This is a genomic window from Streptomyces sp. NPDC054786 (assembly GCF_053611685.1).
The window spans coordinates 155,201-170,470 of the sequence record NZ_JBSHAW010000015.1 but is presented as its reverse complement, the minus strand read 5'-3'; the positions used below and the strand labels follow the sequence as shown (position 1 = coordinate 170,470).

Here is a 15,270-nt window from a genome sequence, read left to right as displayed (position 1 = left end):
GAGTCGACCCGCGCAGCCCCTGCGCTGTTGGCGGGGTGGTGGCTTCTGCTGCTCCTGGCACACGGTTCCTGATGTCGCATCCACAGGTCAGCGCCTGTACGGCACATCGACGGATGCGATGAAGGTGTATGGGGAGAAAGAGCGCGGACTCGCGCCGGCGAGGCCCGCACCGGCACGGGGGCCGCACGGCAGGAAATCCAGGAGGGCAGTCGATAGATGTGGTGCGCTGGCTCAGCGGGCTTTGAATCTCCGCTCGGGACCTGACCTGGGTTTGGTCAACGCTGATGACTCGATGGCGCTCCGCTTGGCCTCGGTGGCGCTGCCGGTGTATTTCGCTTTTGCGCATGGCACACGGCAATCGGGCCTAATGGGCAGTCAGAGCGACTTCATGGGTGGCCACCTCCCCTCCTTCTTCGGCCGGTGATCGTGCAGGGCCGTTCGCGGTACGTCGGGATACGCTCGCGATGTCCGGGGAGTGAGTCGTCGGAGTGCGTCGTTCTGCGGATGCCCCTGGGTAGGAGGTGCAGCACCGGCCTGAGGGAGCGGTGTCCCCATGGTTGGGAACACGGGGCAGTTGCCCGGTTGGGCAAGCCCCGGATGTTGACCACTTGGTGACTTCGCGGAACGCCCTGGAGACTGCCCCGTTCCATCTGCGAGCGCAAGACGTTGTGCGTCTGGAATATATATCGCAGAGCCGGGACTAATTGCCGGGCCCCTTTAGTCGTAGGGCCTGCCCGATGCGGCGTTCGGAAACGGGGCGAGGCGGCTAACGCGTTCCGGAATTATTCCGCCGAGTTGATATCTCTGCGGTGGAAAAAATAGGTGAGAGTGGCAGCCTGTCCTATGCTGACGAAGCACCGGCAGAACGGCGTCAGGTGAAGAGAATTCCGTGGCGCCACGGCGGTCCCAGAGGCTTGAGGGCCTATGGAATTCAATGAGGAGTGCAATGAACAAGCGCATCGGAGTCGGGGTGGGCGCAGCGGTTGCGGCAGCGGTGGCTGCTGCCCTCCTGCCGCTGCCCGCGCAGGCGTCGACCAGCGAGGCTGCCCGCGGGCCGACCTTCAAGGCGTGCAACGCGTCCCATCATTCCGGATTCCTCGTGTTCCCGGCACGTGGTGGCTGGAGCACAGGCCCCGGGGGCATCCACCCTGGTCACTGCTGGAAGTCGCGCAACGGTGGCACCGGCAGCGAAAAGGTGAATGCTTACCTGATGATTCACGGACACTCGAAGAAGGTCGACACGTTCCGGCTCCATCACGGCAAGAACGCCCTGTACAGGTTCAAGACGCACTAGCCGTGTCAGTTGCGGGAGCCTGCCGGCTTGCCGGCAGGCTTTCTTGCGTTGTGCGGGATTTGAGCCGCCCACGCCAACGTCAGCCGTTGACCAGCGTGCTCAGCATCGGCACGGGATCGGAGAAGAAGGCGTGCATCGGCAGGCTGCCCGAAGCGCGGATGAGGGCGCCTTCCCCAAGGCCGGTGGGCACGATGCGCTCGGCGGCCTGGGGGCGGCTGAGCCGCCCTCTCGCTGCGGCGCGGAGTGCGTCGAGATGTTCCGGTGTCTGGAGAAGACCGCCGCCGAGTACGAGCAGTTCGGGGTCCAGGAGATCCAGAAGCATACCGGCGGCGAGGCCGACGTATTCCGCTCGTTCTCTGAGAAGTGTCGCAGCCTCCGCGCTTTCGGACCGGGACTTCGCGACGAGCGATTCGAAGGAACCGCGTGGCCCGACGATTCCGCTTTGACGTGCGCGTTCCAGTACGGCGACGTCGCTCGCCAGCGCCGAGAGGCAGTCGTCGCGTCCGCAGTGGCATCGCGTGCCGGAGGCGGTGCGTCCCAGCGGCAGGTGGTCGATGGTCCCCGCCGCGGAGTCGTGACCGAACCGCAGGCGCCCGTCGACCATCAGTCCTGCGGCCACGATGTTGCCGATGAAGAGGGAGAGAGATGAGGCGGCGTCGCGAGCGACCCCGAGGTAGGCCTCGGCCAGGGCCATCGCGCGCACGCTGCTGTCGACGAAGACGGTATGACCGCCTCGGCCGAGCTCGTCGCCGAGCTTGACGTCCTTCCACCCGAGAAGGGGGTGGTCGACGACGACTCCCGTGCCCGGTTCGACCCATCCTCCTGTGGCCACGCCGGTGCCCAGAATGCGGTCGCGCGAGCCCACCAGTTGCATGAGATGGTCGCGAAGGTCCGTGGCCTCTTTGAGGATCGCCTTGCGGGTACGTCCCTGGTGGGTGATGGCCTGTCCCTCGACGACGTTGCCGGCGAGGTCGAGGAGGCCGCCGGTGGTGCGCCGCAGGCCGATGTGGATGCCGACGAACCGGTAGTAGGAGGTGTCGAGGACCATGGGCACCCGGGGCCGTCCGATGTCGCCTCCTGACACCGCGGTCAGTTCCACCAGCATGCGGGCCCGCGCCATCTGTGCGGTGATCTTGGTGATGCTCGTCGCGCTGAGGCCCGTGGCCTGGGCGATTTCAGAACGTGCCTGCGGACCGCGGTGCAGAAGAGTCCTGGCGACGAGGGCCATGTTGCGGCGCCGTAGGCTCTCGGGCCCGGTGCCGTAGGGCCGTGTCGCCCTGGGGGACGGGCCACCGCCGAGACGCGCGGGGGGCGCTTGATCGCCGGCATCAGAGGAGTACATGGTCGCCTCGTAGAAGGTCGGCCCCGCCGCCGACCCAACTCCCCTGCCTGCGAAACCGGTAGGGGCCGCGACCCACGGGCGTCACCCCTTCCGCCCGTGCAGTCGGCTCCGGTGCGCGAAACGCCGCTGCGCGGGGGCCATCGGGCAGTACCGCCGCACCCGCGGTCCCCACCGAGCGCCCCGCCGGCTCGAGTCCGGTGTTTCCGCCGTCGAGGGGCCGCACCGTCTCGCCATCCGTGATCACGTCGAACGTCACGAGGACGCAGCTTTCCATACACGGGCTTGCCACCACAGCTCGGGCTGCGCTTTCGAGCAAGGTCCAGCCGGTACGTGCGACGCCGGCCTCGGGAAGCGGCACGTCGACCGGATGGAGAAAACCCAGGTGGTGCGATGCGGCGGGGACCTCCTCGATGCCGGGCGCCCTCATCGACCTCATGACGGTTCTCCGGACGGGGACGGGGTGAGGACGGAGGTGTGCGTCAAGTCGAGGCCCTTGCTGCTCAGTTCGCCGGGGAAGTGGCACGCGGCGTACCGTCCGGGCGCCACTTCGGAGAGGGGCGGGCGCTCGGCGGCACACAGGGTCCTTTCCGGCTTGGCCTTGGGGCCGATCGGGCAGCGGGTATGGAACCTACAGGCGGGAGGCGGGCTGATGGGACTTGGTACGTCGCCGGTCAGCACGATGCGATCACGGGTCCGCTCCCGCACCGGGTCGGGCTCGGGTACCGCAGAGAGCAGGCTCGCCGTGTAGGGGTGCTGCGGGTCGGCCGTGATCTCCTCGGAGGGACCCGATTCGACGATGTGGCCGAGGTACATCACCATGATCCGGTGCGAGATGTGCCGCACGGTCGCGAGGTCGTGGCCGATGAAGAGATAGGCGAGCCCGAGGCGCCGTTGGAGGTCCTGGAGCAGGTTCACGATCTGCGCCTGCAGTGACACGTCGAGCGCGGATACCGCCTCGTCGCAGACCAGCAGGCGTGGATTCACCGCCAGAGCGCGTGCGATGACGATGCGCTGCCGCTGGCCGCCGGAGAACTCATGGGGGAAGCGCGAGGCGACACCCGGGTCCAGACCCACCAGTTCCAGTAGCTCGGCCACGCGGCTCTTCGCCTCATCACCCCGAGCCAGCCGGTGCACCAGAAGAGGCTCGCCGACGGCGTCTGCCACGGTGAGGCGAGGATTCAGCGAGGACATCGGATCCTGGAAGACCAACTGGGTCTGGCTGCGGTACCACCGCAGGTCGTCACCGCGCAGCACACCCACTTCCCGGCCGTCGAAGCGCATGGTTCCTGATGTGGCCGGGTGGATCCCCAGCAGGGACTTGGCGAGCGTCGACTTCCCGCACCCCGATTCGCCGACCAGGCCGAGGGTCTCGCCGGGTGAGATCGAGAAGTCGACTCCGTCGACCGCGCTGACGTGGACGGTCCTGCGGCGCAGTGATCTGGTACGCGCCTTCACCGGGAACGTCTTGACCAAGTTGTGCACAGCCAGGAGTGGCTCCTGGTCAGCGTGCTCCGCGACGTGGTTCACCGCCGGCGTCACTTGGGGCGGCGGCGGGAGTTCACCGTCGTGGCCGGAGACCCAACAGGCCCATTCCCGGCGACGATTCTCCTCGCTGAAGAGCGGTGGCACCTCGCCGTGGCACCGCTCCACTGCGGCAACGCAGCGTGGCGCATATCCGCAGCCCGATATCGGCGTGACGAGGTCCGGCGGTCGGCCCTCGATGGGCACCAGAGGCGTCTGGCGGGATGTGGTGAGGTGCGGCGTCGCGGCGAGAAGCGCGCGGGTGTAGGGGTGCCGGGGCTCGGTGAACAGTTCGTCGACCGGGGCCTGTTCGACGATTCGTCCTCCGTACATCACCGCTACCCGCCGGCATGAGCGCGCGACCACACCGAGGTTGTGGGTGATGAGAACGATGGCCGTGCCGAGGTCGCGGTTGAGTTGTGCGAGCAGTTCGAGGATCTGAGCCTGGATGGTGACGTCGAGCGCGGTGGTCGGCTCGTCGGCGATGATGACGTCAGGATCGTTGGCCAGCGCCATCGCGATCATGACCCGCTGGCGCATACCGCCGGAGAAGGCGTGGGGGTAGTCCGCCAGTTTTGCCTCGGGATCGGGTATGCCCACTCGTTCCATGAGCTCCAGGGCGCGGGTCCGCGCCTGCGCACCGGTGAACTTGCCATGCGCGAGCATCGCCTCGACGAGCTGATCGCGGACCCGCATCACGGGATTCAGGGAGGACATCGGGTCCTGGAAGACCATGCTGATCCCGGCACCGCGGACCTGGCGCATCTGGGCGTCGGAGAGCTGAAGCAGGTTGCGCCCGCGGTAGAGCACCTCTCCGGAGACGATGCGCCCCGGTGCCCTTACGAGGCGCATCAGGGACATAGCGGTCACGGATTTTCCAGAGCCTGACTCGCCGACCAGGGCGAGGGTCTCTCCCGCCCGAACGTCGAACGTCACGCCGCCGACCGCCCGGACGACGCCGCGTTCGGTGGCGAAGTGGGTGACGAGATCTCGTACCTGCAGGACCGGTTCAGTCATGAGTGATCGTCCTTGGGAAGTCGGGCAAGCAATCCACCGTCCACGGGAAGGACCGCTCCGGTGACGAACGAGGCATCGGGCCCGGCGAGAAACGCGACGCATCGGGCGACCTCTGCCGGCCGGCCGGCGCGACGCAACGGGCAGGGCGCCACCTCGCCGGCCAGCCGCTCGGGGTCGCCCCAGATGTGGGCATTGCGTTCGACGGCGACGAAACCCGGTGCCACGGCGTTCACGCGAATCCCCAGCGGCCCCCACTCGACCGCCGCGTTGCGCGTGAAGGCCACCAGCCCGGCCTTGGCCGCTGCGTACGCGCCGAAACCGGGCTCGCCACCGAACGCGTGGACGGAGGCGACGTTGACGATGGAGCCGGGCCGGGAGTCGAGAGCAGCAGCGAAACGGCGGCTGAGCGCGACCGGTGCGTGGAGGGAGACGGCGAGGGTGTGTTCCCACCCCTCGTCGGTACTGTCGAGCAGCGCCGAACGCTCTTCCGCGAACGCGCAGTTGACCAGCACTCCGAGCCTGCCGGGCAGGGACGCGGCGACGTCGAGGCACTCGTCGTGAACCCCGGCGGCGGTGACGTCCCCGACCACCGAGCGCCACGAGGCGTTCGCAGCGACCCCCTCGTCGATGTCGACGGCTACGACCTGGCTGCCGAGCTCCTGCAATCGGGAGGCGACCGAGCGGCCGATCCCGCGGGCCGCGCCGGTGACGATGCTGGTGGTGCCCTGAAGCGGGTCCGCACTCATCGGCGCAGCAACCCTCGGTTGAGGCCGTCGGCGATGAGGTTGAAGCCCAGCACCAGCGTGGTGACCACGATGATGGGGCCCAGCGTGTACCACTCGTTCTGGCTGAGGTAGTTGGCGCTGGTTCGCAGCAACGCACCGAGCGAGGGCGCGGGTGGACGGACGCCGATACCGACGAAGCTCATCGCGCCTTCGATGAACACGGCCATGGACAGGCTGAGGGCCGCCTGCACGATCAGCGCGTCGAGCGCATTGGGCAGGATGTGCCGCAGGAGCACGCGCGCCCGGCCCGCGCCGACGACCTCGGCGGCCATGACGTAGTCACGTCCGCGCTGGGCCTGGGTCGCCGAGCGGGTCAGCCGCCCGAACATGGGGACGTTGACAAGGACCACGGTGACCACGATTGCCGCCATGCCAGGACCGATGGCGGTCGCGGACACGGCGACGCCCAGGACGAGGGCGGTGAAGGCCAGCATGACGTCGAAGAGCCGCTGAATGATGGAGTCCACGACGCGGTGAAGCCCGCACAGCAGGCCGAGGGCGGTGCCGATCAGCGCGCCAAGTGGGACGGCCGCACCGGCCACGATGACGTCCTGCCTGATACCGAAGAGGACCCGGCTGAAGACATCACGCCCGAACTCGTCGGTGCCGAGCAGGTGCGCCGAACTGATTCCGGCGAAGGCGCTGCCGCTCTGGGCGTCGACCTCATGCGGCGCTATCCACGGCGCGAGGATGCCGAGGGCGAAGAGCAGCGCGACGAGGGCGATCCCGGTGACCGTCTCGGGATAGCGCAGCGCCCTTGACCAGCGGGAGCGCTCGGGGCGCGCCGCGAGCGCGACGGTCGAGGTTGTGGTGAGGGCGGTCATCCTGCCTCCAGACGAACGCGCGGGTCGACGGCGGCATGGGCGAGATCGGTGAGGGTCTGGACCACGACGAACACGGCGACGGTGAACAGCAGCAGGTCCTGGACGAGGACGTAGTCACGGCTGAGAACCGAGGTCACCAGCAGGTCTCCGATACCGTGCCAGCCGAAGATCGCCTCGACCACGATCGCGCCCCCGAGGAGTTGTCCGACCTGGATGCCGAGGACCGTCAGGACCGGGGGGAGCGCGTTGGGAATCATGTGTGCCCGAACCAGGCGGCTGGTCCGCAGCCCCTTTGCCAGCCCTGTCCGTATGAACTCCTCGTCCTGGACCTGGCGTATCGAGGCGCCCAGGAATCGCGCGAGCGTCGCCGATGTGGGCAGCGCGAGGCACATCGCGGGCATCAGCAGGAACTGGACGGCGATCCCGGGATCGTGGGTGAGGGGCATGTAGCCGCCTGAGGGCAGCAGCCTGACCGTCACGGCGCAGAGCAGGATGAGGAGTACGCCGCTGACGTACGGCGGGAGCGCGAAGGCGAAGGACACGAACGCTCCGACCGACTTGTTGAGCACCCTGCTGCGGCAGACGCCGAGGACGACCCCGGCGAAGCCGCCGAGGACGAGCGCCACGGTGAGCGCGCCCAGGGTCAGCGTGACGGTCTGGCCGAGCGCCGGACCCATGGCCGCTGAGGCGGATTGGTGGCGTACGTAGGAGGTTCCGAGATCGCCCGAGAGCAGCCCCCGGATCCAACTCACGTACTGGGCGACGACGCTCTGATCCAGGCCGAGATCGTGGCGCACCGTCGAGATGGTGGCCGGGCCGGCGTCGGGTCCGGCGAGGACGGCCGCCGCGTCGCCTTTGGCGAGACGTGGAACGGTGAAGACCACCACCGACGCCACGGCCAGCACGAGGACCGCGGACGGCAGTCGCCTGAAGACGTATCTCAGCATCGAGATGTACTCACTTCGTCAGGTACGCATCGTCGAGGTCGATGTAGTCGTACATGTTGTAGTTGAGGTTCTTGAGCTTTGTGGAGATCGTGAACGTGTGGGAGCTGACTACCAGGTCGTCGACGAACTGCTGCTCGAGCAGGTAGTCGTTCATCTTCGCGTAGCCGGCCTTGGACTCTGCCTTGCCGGTCGTCGTCCAGACTTTCTGGGCGAGCGCGCTGTACTTGGCGGACTTGAAGTTGGAGGCGTTCTTGTCGGCGTTGAAGGGGAACGCGCCCTTGACGAGCGTCGCCGGGGCGAGCTGGCCGAATCCGTGGACGTTGACGAACAGCCCGGGAAGGCCGCCGCCGGCGAGCTTGTCGAAGAAGTCGGCTGCCTGAAGCGGCATGAGTTTCGCCTTCAGGCCGGCTTTCTTGAGGTCGAACTGCACGATCTCGGCGATGGACTGGTTCGTCGGCAGTCCGGAGTTGAAGGCGACGTCCACCGGTGCACCCTTGGCGCCTGCCTGGGCGATGAGCTTCTTGGCCCTGCCGATGTCGTGGTGGTAGTGGTCGGCCTTGTGCTTGTCGAATGCCGGAGAGGAGGGCGACCACGGCAGTGAGCTGGTCTGCCCGATGCCGGCGAGCACCTGCTTGAGAACACGGTTGCGGTCGACGGCCCAGGCGACGCCCTGCCGGAACTTCGGCTTGTTCAGGGGAGGGACCTTGACGTTGGAACCGATGTAGTACGCCGCGTCGGAAGCCTTGGACGCGACGACCTTGAAATTCGGATCGCCCTTGAGCGAGACCGTGTCCAATGGCGCAAGGTCGAGGGCCAGTTGGCTCTGTCCTGATCTGAGGGAGGACTTCATCGACTGCGACTGGCTCTGGACGTCGATCTTGACCTTGTCCAGATACGGTCGCCCGTGCTTCCAGTAGTGGTCGTTCTTCTTCAGCTCCAGGCCAGAGCCTGGCGTGTACTTGGCGACCTTGAAGGGGCCCGTTCCGACGAACTTCTTGCCGGCCATGAGGTCTTGGAAGGTGGCCTGGTCCACGATGGGCATGACCTCGAACATGTCGAAGAGGTTCGAGATCGGCTTGGCCATGTGGAGGGTGACCGTGTGGTCGTCGTCGGCCTTCATCGAGGTTATCGCCTTGGCCACGTGCTTGAACTGCGAGGCCACGTCGTTGCGCCGTAGCGCCTTGATGGCGAAGAGGACGTCGTCGGCGGTGAAGTGGCGCCCTGACTGGTAGGTCACGCCCTTGCGTAGCTTCAGCGTGATCGACTTCTTGTCGGGGGACTCCTTCCAGCTCGTCGCCAGCTCGGGCTTGGGCTTCAGGCTGGAGTGGTCGTACCGGGTCAGGGTGTTGAACACGGTCCTGATCACCGAGAAGTTGGGGTTGTTCTGGGACAGGAACGTATTCGGGGCGATGTCGGCACTCTGGACGATGTGCAGGGTGCCTCCCTTCCTGCGCCCGCTTCCCTGGCTGTCGACGGCCGACTTGCAGCCCGCGGCGCCGAGCGCGGCGCAGACCACGACCGCTGTGGCGGCGAGCACGTTTCTCCGCCTGGGCACGCGCCGGAGTATGTGCTGGGGCATGGGCAGGACACTCCCTCTAGAGAGTTGTGGACCAAAGGACTCGAAGACTCGGGTGGCTCGTATCGAGAGCGAGACCGAGGCCGGGACGGTCACCGAGGTGGAGCCGGCCGTCCACGACGCGTTCGCATCCCCCGACGAGATCGGACCGCCAGAACGTTTCGCCGAACTGGTACTCAAGGACCGTGGCGTTGGGGCAGACGGCGAAGAGCTGGGCACTGGCCGCCGTGGCTACAGGCCCTGAAGGGTTATGCGGCGAGATGGCAAGCTCCGGTGCGCTCCGCGCGATGGACAGCACCCGCGCGATGCCGCCCGCGTGCTTCACATCGGGCATCAGCACGTCGACCAATCGCTCGGACACCGCGACACCGGCCTCGGAGGAGTGGAACATGAACTCCCCGCCCGCCAGGGGGATCGTCGTGGCGGCCCGCAACGCACGCAGATCGTCGACCTGACCGATGGTGACCGCGTCCTCGAGCCATCCGATGCCGAGCTCTTCAAGCGCCGGCAGCAGGCCGTGGATCTCCTCCGCTGAAAGCCTCTCGTGGCAGTCCACCTTCAGCTCGACCTCGTCACCGATGGCGTCGCGGACCGCCCGTAGCCGATCAAGACCGATGGCGGGAAGCTGCCGGTCTTCCCGCGCGACGTCGAACGGTGCGCACTTCACAGCCGAGAAGCCGGCCTTCGCCGCTTGGAGCGCCGCTGCCGCCACCTCTTCCGCTTCGCGTCCGCCCGGCACCCGGTTGATGTTGGCGTAAACGCGCACCGGGTCAGGGGCTGAGCCGCCGAGCCACTTCCAGACCGGCTCGCCCGCCGCTTGCGCGGAGTAATCGATCAGCAACTGCTCCATACCGCCCATGAGCGTGGCCGTGGTGAACGCCTCAGGGCGGGCCTGCTCTCCGGCTCGCCGGGCGAGAGAGTCGACGATGTCGGCGCGCTGCGCCAGCAGGTCCTTCCCACGCAAGTCCTTGGCGAGAAGGGCCAGTTCGGCCACCAGCTTCGCGGTATGCCCCGAGTCGGAGCACTCGCCCACCGCGACGTGATCAGCACCCCTGAGCACCACAAAATGCCACTGAGTCCGCTCGCTGACACGCGACTCCAGCAACTCCAATGTGCGACTCATCGGTGCGCTCCCTTGCAGATTGCTAAACAGTAGAAATTAAGTCTGAAGGTGTCAACGACCTCACCGTCACTACGGATCGCGCAGTGTCCGTCTGCCCTTGGCGCTGGGACAGCCATGTCCGCCAGCGAGCTCATCTCGGCCACCGGCATGTCACGGCCCACCGTGCCCGCCGCGGCTCAGTATCTGATCGAGCTCGGCTGGGTCGCCGAGACGGCCGGCGATCACCGGACGAGTACCCCGCGCCGCGGGCGCCCCTCGCGCGGCTTCGCCTTCCGCGCCGACGCCGGTCACGTGCTCGGTGTCGACATCGGTGCGCACACCGCACGAACGGTCCTCGCCGACCTGCTCGGAGAGTCGGTCGCCGACAGGCAGATCACCTCCGAGGACCCGGAGACGGACCCGCAGTTGAAGGTCGCCCTTGTCCGGGACCTCGCCGCCGCCACTGTGCGCGACTCGGGCTTCGAACCAGAACACGTCCTGTCGGTGTGCGTGGGCACCAGCGGCACCATCAGCGAAGCCGGCGTCGTACGCGTCCGCACCGGCACCCCGGGTTCCTCGGCATCGACCTGCGCGCCACCATCGAGAAGGAATTCGGCTGGCACGTCATTGAGCTGATTCCAACCTGACGTTGGTGTCCGTTAGTTGGGCAGCTCTGCCACACGATGAAGCTCCTGGTAGGAGGTGTCACGACCAAGATCCACCGCGCCCTGCCAGGAGCTTCGTGTGCTTGTGTACCCGTCGGTGATCGATCTGTCCACCGCGCAGCTGCGCCACCTGAGCCGCGAACTCGCGGCCCGGCGCCGGGAGGTCGGCACGCGGTGGCGGCGGCTGACTGCAGGACGCCAGGCTCTGCTCACCCTCGCCCACCTGCGGTGCGGTGATACCTACGCGCAGCACGCGAGCACGGCATCATCGACACCCTCGCCATGGCCACCCTCAAGAACTGGCGACTCCTGCGCAAGCTCCGCTGCGGCACCAACCGGATCACAGGCACCGTGAAGGCCGTCCTCGCCCTTCACCTCACGTCAGCGTGAGAAGGGCTCACTCCAGCAGGGGCACCGGGGATGACATCGCGCTGCCCACCGTACGCCGACAGCGGACCGAGGCGACCTGATCCATAGGAGGGCTCCGGATATCGCCTGGTGACTCGATGCCGCGCACGCCAGGGCTACTACCGCTTCCATTGCTCCTGGGTGATCTCGTACCGTACGCCCCCGTGCACGGAACCCTCGATCATCTCCATGTCGGAGGGGATGGGGATGTTGTCCGTGAGCGTCATCTTGAGCTTTTCCATGATGTTGCGCGAACCGTGGTTCACGGACATCGTCTCGGCCCAGATCATGCGCACACCGAGCTCAGTGAATGCCTTCGCCAGCAGGGCTCGCGAGCCCTCGGTCGCATAGCCCTTGCCCCATGCCGCCTGCCGCAGTCGGTAGCCGAGCTCGACTTCGTCCAGCGGGCCCTCTGGTTGTGGACGGGAGTGGAACCAGCCGATAAATGCACCGCCGTCCTTTTCGTACGCGGCGAAGAGCCCCAGTGCGCCGTCCCACCGCTCGTAGCCGGCGAGGATGCGCGGCAGGTATTGCTCTCGGACGACCTGCGGCGCGGTGGGCCGGCCGCCGGTCAGGTAGCGCATCACCGCCGGGTCGCTGTCCAGCTCGATCAGCAGGTCGGCGTCATCGGCAGTGAAGCGCCACAGGACCAGGCGATCGGTCTCCAGATAGGCATCCATGAATAGATCATGACTGGAGCAAGCCGGGCAGCCCAACGGATTTCCTCGGAACCTCGAGAACTTTGCTGCTTCCAAGGCCGCACTGCGACGCCCCGTAATTCCCTCACCCTGACGTGAGGTGAAGGCAGAGGACGGCCTTCACCTCACGTCAGCGTGAGAGTGGAAAGAGCTCACTGCGACACTTCTTCGCCGGCAGCGCCATCGCCGGCGGATTGTCATTGCTTGAGGTCTCTCGCTGGCTGGGGCACGCCACCATTCAGATCACTGCTGACATCTACGGTCACTTGACTCCAGACGCGGGTGCGAGAATGAGGTCCGTGAGGGACGGGGGGGCTTGCCGCAGCCAAGGCCGACCGTGCTGACCCGAAGCCTATGGAGGGGACGAACATGCAGGTCGGAGCTGTTTCGTGAGAATTCTGCACACCTTTTAGCGCTGGCTCTTTACCACGGTAGCGGTGATGCAGCAAACGCGCAGGTGAGGGCGGTGTGCATCAGGGGTGGGTCTTGAGGGGTGCTGACTCGGTGCTGACCTGGAGGCACCCCTCAGCACCTGTCATCACCTGTCCCGTGCTGGTCTGGTGCTGGCTACGGGATATCAAGCGCTGCCATTGAGCATCCTGCTGGCCGGTTTGGCCTATCCCTGTGCTGCTCGGCAGTGGCAAGGCGTGCGCGGTCTTTGCCGTCGTGGCGCAAATAGTCGCCATGGTGTGACGGTGGTGCTCAAGCCAGTGCCTGAATTGAAGTGGCCCGAACATTGAGATCCCATTCGGCGTGCTTGATGTGACTGACTTGTTGGAGGTCTCCACACATCTTGAGTCCCGAAACGGAGCGAAGGAGGGATTGGCTGGGACGGCTACGGATGCCCCTGTGCCCCTTCGTCGGAACGTGGACGAGCCCGCGACGCCGTGTCGGTCGGCATTATTGTGGCGGTGCTCGGAGTGCGAGTGGTGAAGACGCGGACGGAATTGCCCTGACCTGTTCCCTATGACGCATCATGTGGAGTGCGTGGTGATTCTGGAGCGGGCGGGGAAGGGCGCCTGACCTGCGGTTTTGTCCGTGCGCATTATGTGCGGTGTGGGCGTTATGGGCGATATCTTGACGCTGAAATGACGCTCGTGACGCTCATTTGACGCTCGTTCTGATGGGTCGTCAGGTGCCCGGTGTTGCTGGTCAGATGCCCCGCTGGCTGCGTGAGTACGGTGGGGCGCTGAGAGTTCGAGGCGCTGAGTGGAGTGGGCTGTACAGGTGTCCGGTGCGCTCAGCAGGTTCTTCGTCTGCTGGTGGCGCAGGTCTTGCGCGTCGTCGGCCAGCAGAAATGGCGTATGTCGAGGCGGGTGGCGGGTCGCTGGCCCGTCAACGGTCCGGATCTTGGTCCGGACCCGACGTCTCCGACCACGAGGTCTCACGGGCGTGGTGGTGACCTGCACGATCATCACGACCTAGGCCCCCGATGCCGCCAGCCGGGCTGTGGTCCCGGGCCGGTGACGTCGCTTAGAACTCGCGCAAATATGTGCAAGGGCGCCCGTGGCAGCAAGGCAGGCGCAGGCAGCTTGTCTGGGTGATGGCGCGCAGGGCGTCGAAGGTCTCTTGTTCGTGACAGCCCGAACTCGAAGTAACTGGCCGCCGCAAGGTGACCCTGCACGCCCTGGCCCCGAAGACGTACCAGTCCCAGCCTGTATCTACAACCGCGTCTTTGTCCGGCACACCACCGGCACGGAGCTCACCTTCGCTTGCGCGAAGAGCATGGCCCCGCCGGTCCGGGCGTTCCCGACTACCCGCTGCTCGGCAAGCTCCGGATGCGGCTGAGCTTCCACGCGGCGATGAACGCGTGGAAGCCCACCGGGCAGTTGCCGCGGTTGACGATGTGCCTGCCCGAGGTCGTCACAGCGGGCCACGAGAACGCCCCCGAGGACTGGCGTCCCCTGGGCGCCACCGTGACCGTCACCACGATCCCGGGAGATCACGTCAGTATGCTCAGCGCCGGTGAACTCCACCAGGCCCTCACCACGGCCGGTCCCGCCGGCCAAACGCAGCTCAACGGGGAGGGTTGGTGACCACGACGGCCGACGTCCGCGTGCTGCTCTCCGACATCTGGCCCACGACGGGGCCCAAGCGGGGTGCTAGACATCGGCGGCGTACCGATGACGGAAGTCGCCGAGCGATACGGAACACCCGTATACGTCTTCGACGAGGTCGACTTCAGGGAACGCTGCACCATATTTCGTGAGGCGTTCCACGACTTCGACGTGTACTACGCGAGCAATGCGTTCCTCACCCGCACCAGCGCGCGCATCGCCGAGGAGACCGGCCTCAGCCTGGACGTCTGCACGGGGGGCGAACTCGCTATGCCAAGGCCGTGGACTTCCCTGCCGAGCGCCTCCTGCTACACGGAGTCAGGCCGCCCAGGTGGCCGGCGGCGAATCGCCCCACGGCCAGGGTGATTTCCCGCGACAGCGTCGCCAGCGCAGGCGGGGAAGAATAGAGAGAAAACGCGGCTCCACGGGCAGGACGTCTTGGTCGACACCTGTCTCAACGGGGCCGCGTTGCTCTCGTTCCGACCGGTACAAAAACGTCTCACCACTCCCCTTGTGTCACCCAACGACGCGTTGACTACCCGGCCTTGGGGAAACTTCATCTTCACCTACTTCGAGTACTCCGACGACGAGCTGGCGAGCATCGGTGTCTCGCGCGGCACGGTGCGACTGGCCCTCGGCTACAGCAACAACGTCGCGGACATCATCAAGGACCTCAGCCAAGCGCTGTCCCACGTCCTGTCCCCGGCAAGGATTCCGTCGCCTCCTGAGCCATCGGCCACCCGCGCCGTCCCGTTCCACCGGTGTATGCCGACCGTCCCGGCGATCCACACCGGCGCGACGGTCGGTGCCCGCCCCGGGAGGCCCGGGTGGGGTGCAATTCGCCGCCCAGCGGGCGAACGTGTGCGGTGCGGTACCATCTCGTATGGCGTAATGGAAGTCAACGGCTGTGCAACACCGTGCAGGTTGGGTCTGTGGTTACCTCGCTGCCGATTCGGCCGCGCGCGAGCACTGTCCCGCCGGGTGTGCCCGCTCTCAGTTATCCGGAGAGCGCATTCTTCCGACTGTGCACCACC

General features: G+C 66.6%; 11 protein-coding genes and 1 pseudogene. 4 read left to right on the top strand and 8 right to left on the bottom strand.

The features are described from left to right. The first annotated feature begins 946 nt into the window (after positions 1 to 946). Positions 947 to 1,294, top strand: a complete 348-nt coding sequence (locus ACWGI6_RS15380; protein WP_453267952.1) for a hypothetical protein — start codon at positions 947 to 949, stop codon at positions 1,292 to 1,294. Between the two features lie 79 nt (positions 1,295 to 1,373). On the opposite strand, the gene ACWGI6_RS15375 is transcribed toward ACWGI6_RS15380, so the two are convergent. The 7 genes from ACWGI6_RS15375 to ACWGI6_RS15345 form a co-directional block, all read right to left on the bottom strand. Beyond that, on the bottom strand, positions 1,374 to 2,522 hold the full coding sequence (locus ACWGI6_RS15375) for an ROK family protein (protein ID WP_453267951.1): 1,149 nt from the start codon (positions 2,520 to 2,522) through the stop codon (positions 1,374 to 1,376). 546 nt (positions 2,523 to 3,068) lie between these two features. Further along, a complete protein-coding gene (locus tag ACWGI6_RS15370) occupies positions 3,069 to 5,174 on the bottom strand; it encodes an ABC transporter ATP-binding protein (protein ID WP_453267950.1) in 2,106 nt (701 codons plus the stop codon). Then, positions 5,171 to 5,920, bottom strand: coding sequence for an SDR family NAD(P)-dependent oxidoreductase (locus tag ACWGI6_RS15365; RefSeq protein WP_453267949.1), 750 nt, complete (start codon positions 5,918 to 5,920; stop codon positions 5,171 to 5,173). The genes ACWGI6_RS15370 and ACWGI6_RS15365 overlap by 4 nt, the downstream gene beginning before the upstream one ends. Next, complete coding sequence (locus ACWGI6_RS15360) at positions 5,917 to 6,783, bottom strand: ABC transporter permease (RefSeq protein ID WP_453267948.1); 867 nt, start codon at positions 6,781 to 6,783, stop codon at positions 5,917 to 5,919. Before ACWGI6_RS15360 ends, ACWGI6_RS15365 begins: the two co-directional genes overlap by 4 nt. After that, the gene (locus ACWGI6_RS15355; RefSeq protein WP_453267947.1) at positions 6,780 to 7,730 is read right to left on the bottom strand and encodes an ABC transporter permease; all 951 of its coding nucleotides are present in this window, start codon (positions 7,728 to 7,730) and stop codon (positions 6,780 to 6,782) included. The genes ACWGI6_RS15360 and ACWGI6_RS15355 overlap by 4 nt, the downstream gene beginning before the upstream one ends. A 10-nt stretch (positions 7,731 to 7,740) precedes the next feature. Next, positions 7,741 to 9,285: an ABC transporter substrate-binding protein gene (locus ACWGI6_RS15350; protein WP_453267946.1), complete on the bottom strand. Its 1,545-nt coding sequence runs from the start codon at positions 9,283 to 9,285 to the stop codon at positions 7,741 to 7,743. Positions 9,286 to 9,325: 40 nt separating this feature from the next. Next, positions 9,326 to 10,429 carry a mandelate racemase/muconate lactonizing enzyme family protein gene (locus ACWGI6_RS15345; protein WP_453267945.1) on the bottom strand — a complete coding sequence of 368 codons (1,104 nt, stop codon included), beginning with the start codon at positions 10,427 to 10,429 and terminating at the stop codon, positions 9,326 to 9,328. Positions 10,430 to 10,543: 114 nt separating this feature from the next. Here ACWGI6_RS15345 and ACWGI6_RS15340 point away from each other — a divergent pair, with 114 nt between their 5' ends. Continuing rightward, the gene (locus tag ACWGI6_RS15340) at positions 10,544 to 11,044 is read left to right on the top strand and encodes a hypothetical protein (RefSeq protein WP_453267944.1); all 501 of its coding nucleotides are present in this window, start codon (positions 10,544 to 10,546) and stop codon (positions 11,042 to 11,044) included. Between the two features lie 108 nt (positions 11,045 to 11,152). Further along, a pseudogene (locus ACWGI6_RS15335) lies at positions 11,153 to 11,332 on the top strand (IS5/IS1182 family transposase); the annotation flags it as partial. Positions 11,333 to 11,600: 268 nt separating this feature from the next. Here ACWGI6_RS15335 and ACWGI6_RS15330 read toward each other — a convergent pair. Then, the gene (locus ACWGI6_RS15330; protein ID WP_453267943.1) at positions 11,601 to 12,161 is read right to left on the bottom strand and encodes a GNAT family N-acetyltransferase; all 561 of its coding nucleotides are present in this window, start codon (positions 12,159 to 12,161) and stop codon (positions 11,601 to 11,603) included. A gap of 1,730 nt (positions 12,162 to 13,891) precedes the next feature. On the opposite strand from ACWGI6_RS15330, the gene ACWGI6_RS15325 reads away from it, so the two are divergent. Then, entirely contained in the window at positions 13,892 to 14,215 is a 324-nt protein-coding gene (locus ACWGI6_RS15325) for a hypothetical protein (RefSeq protein ID WP_453267942.1), read from the top strand. The last annotated feature ends 1,055 nt before the right edge of the window (positions 14,216 to 15,270 follow it).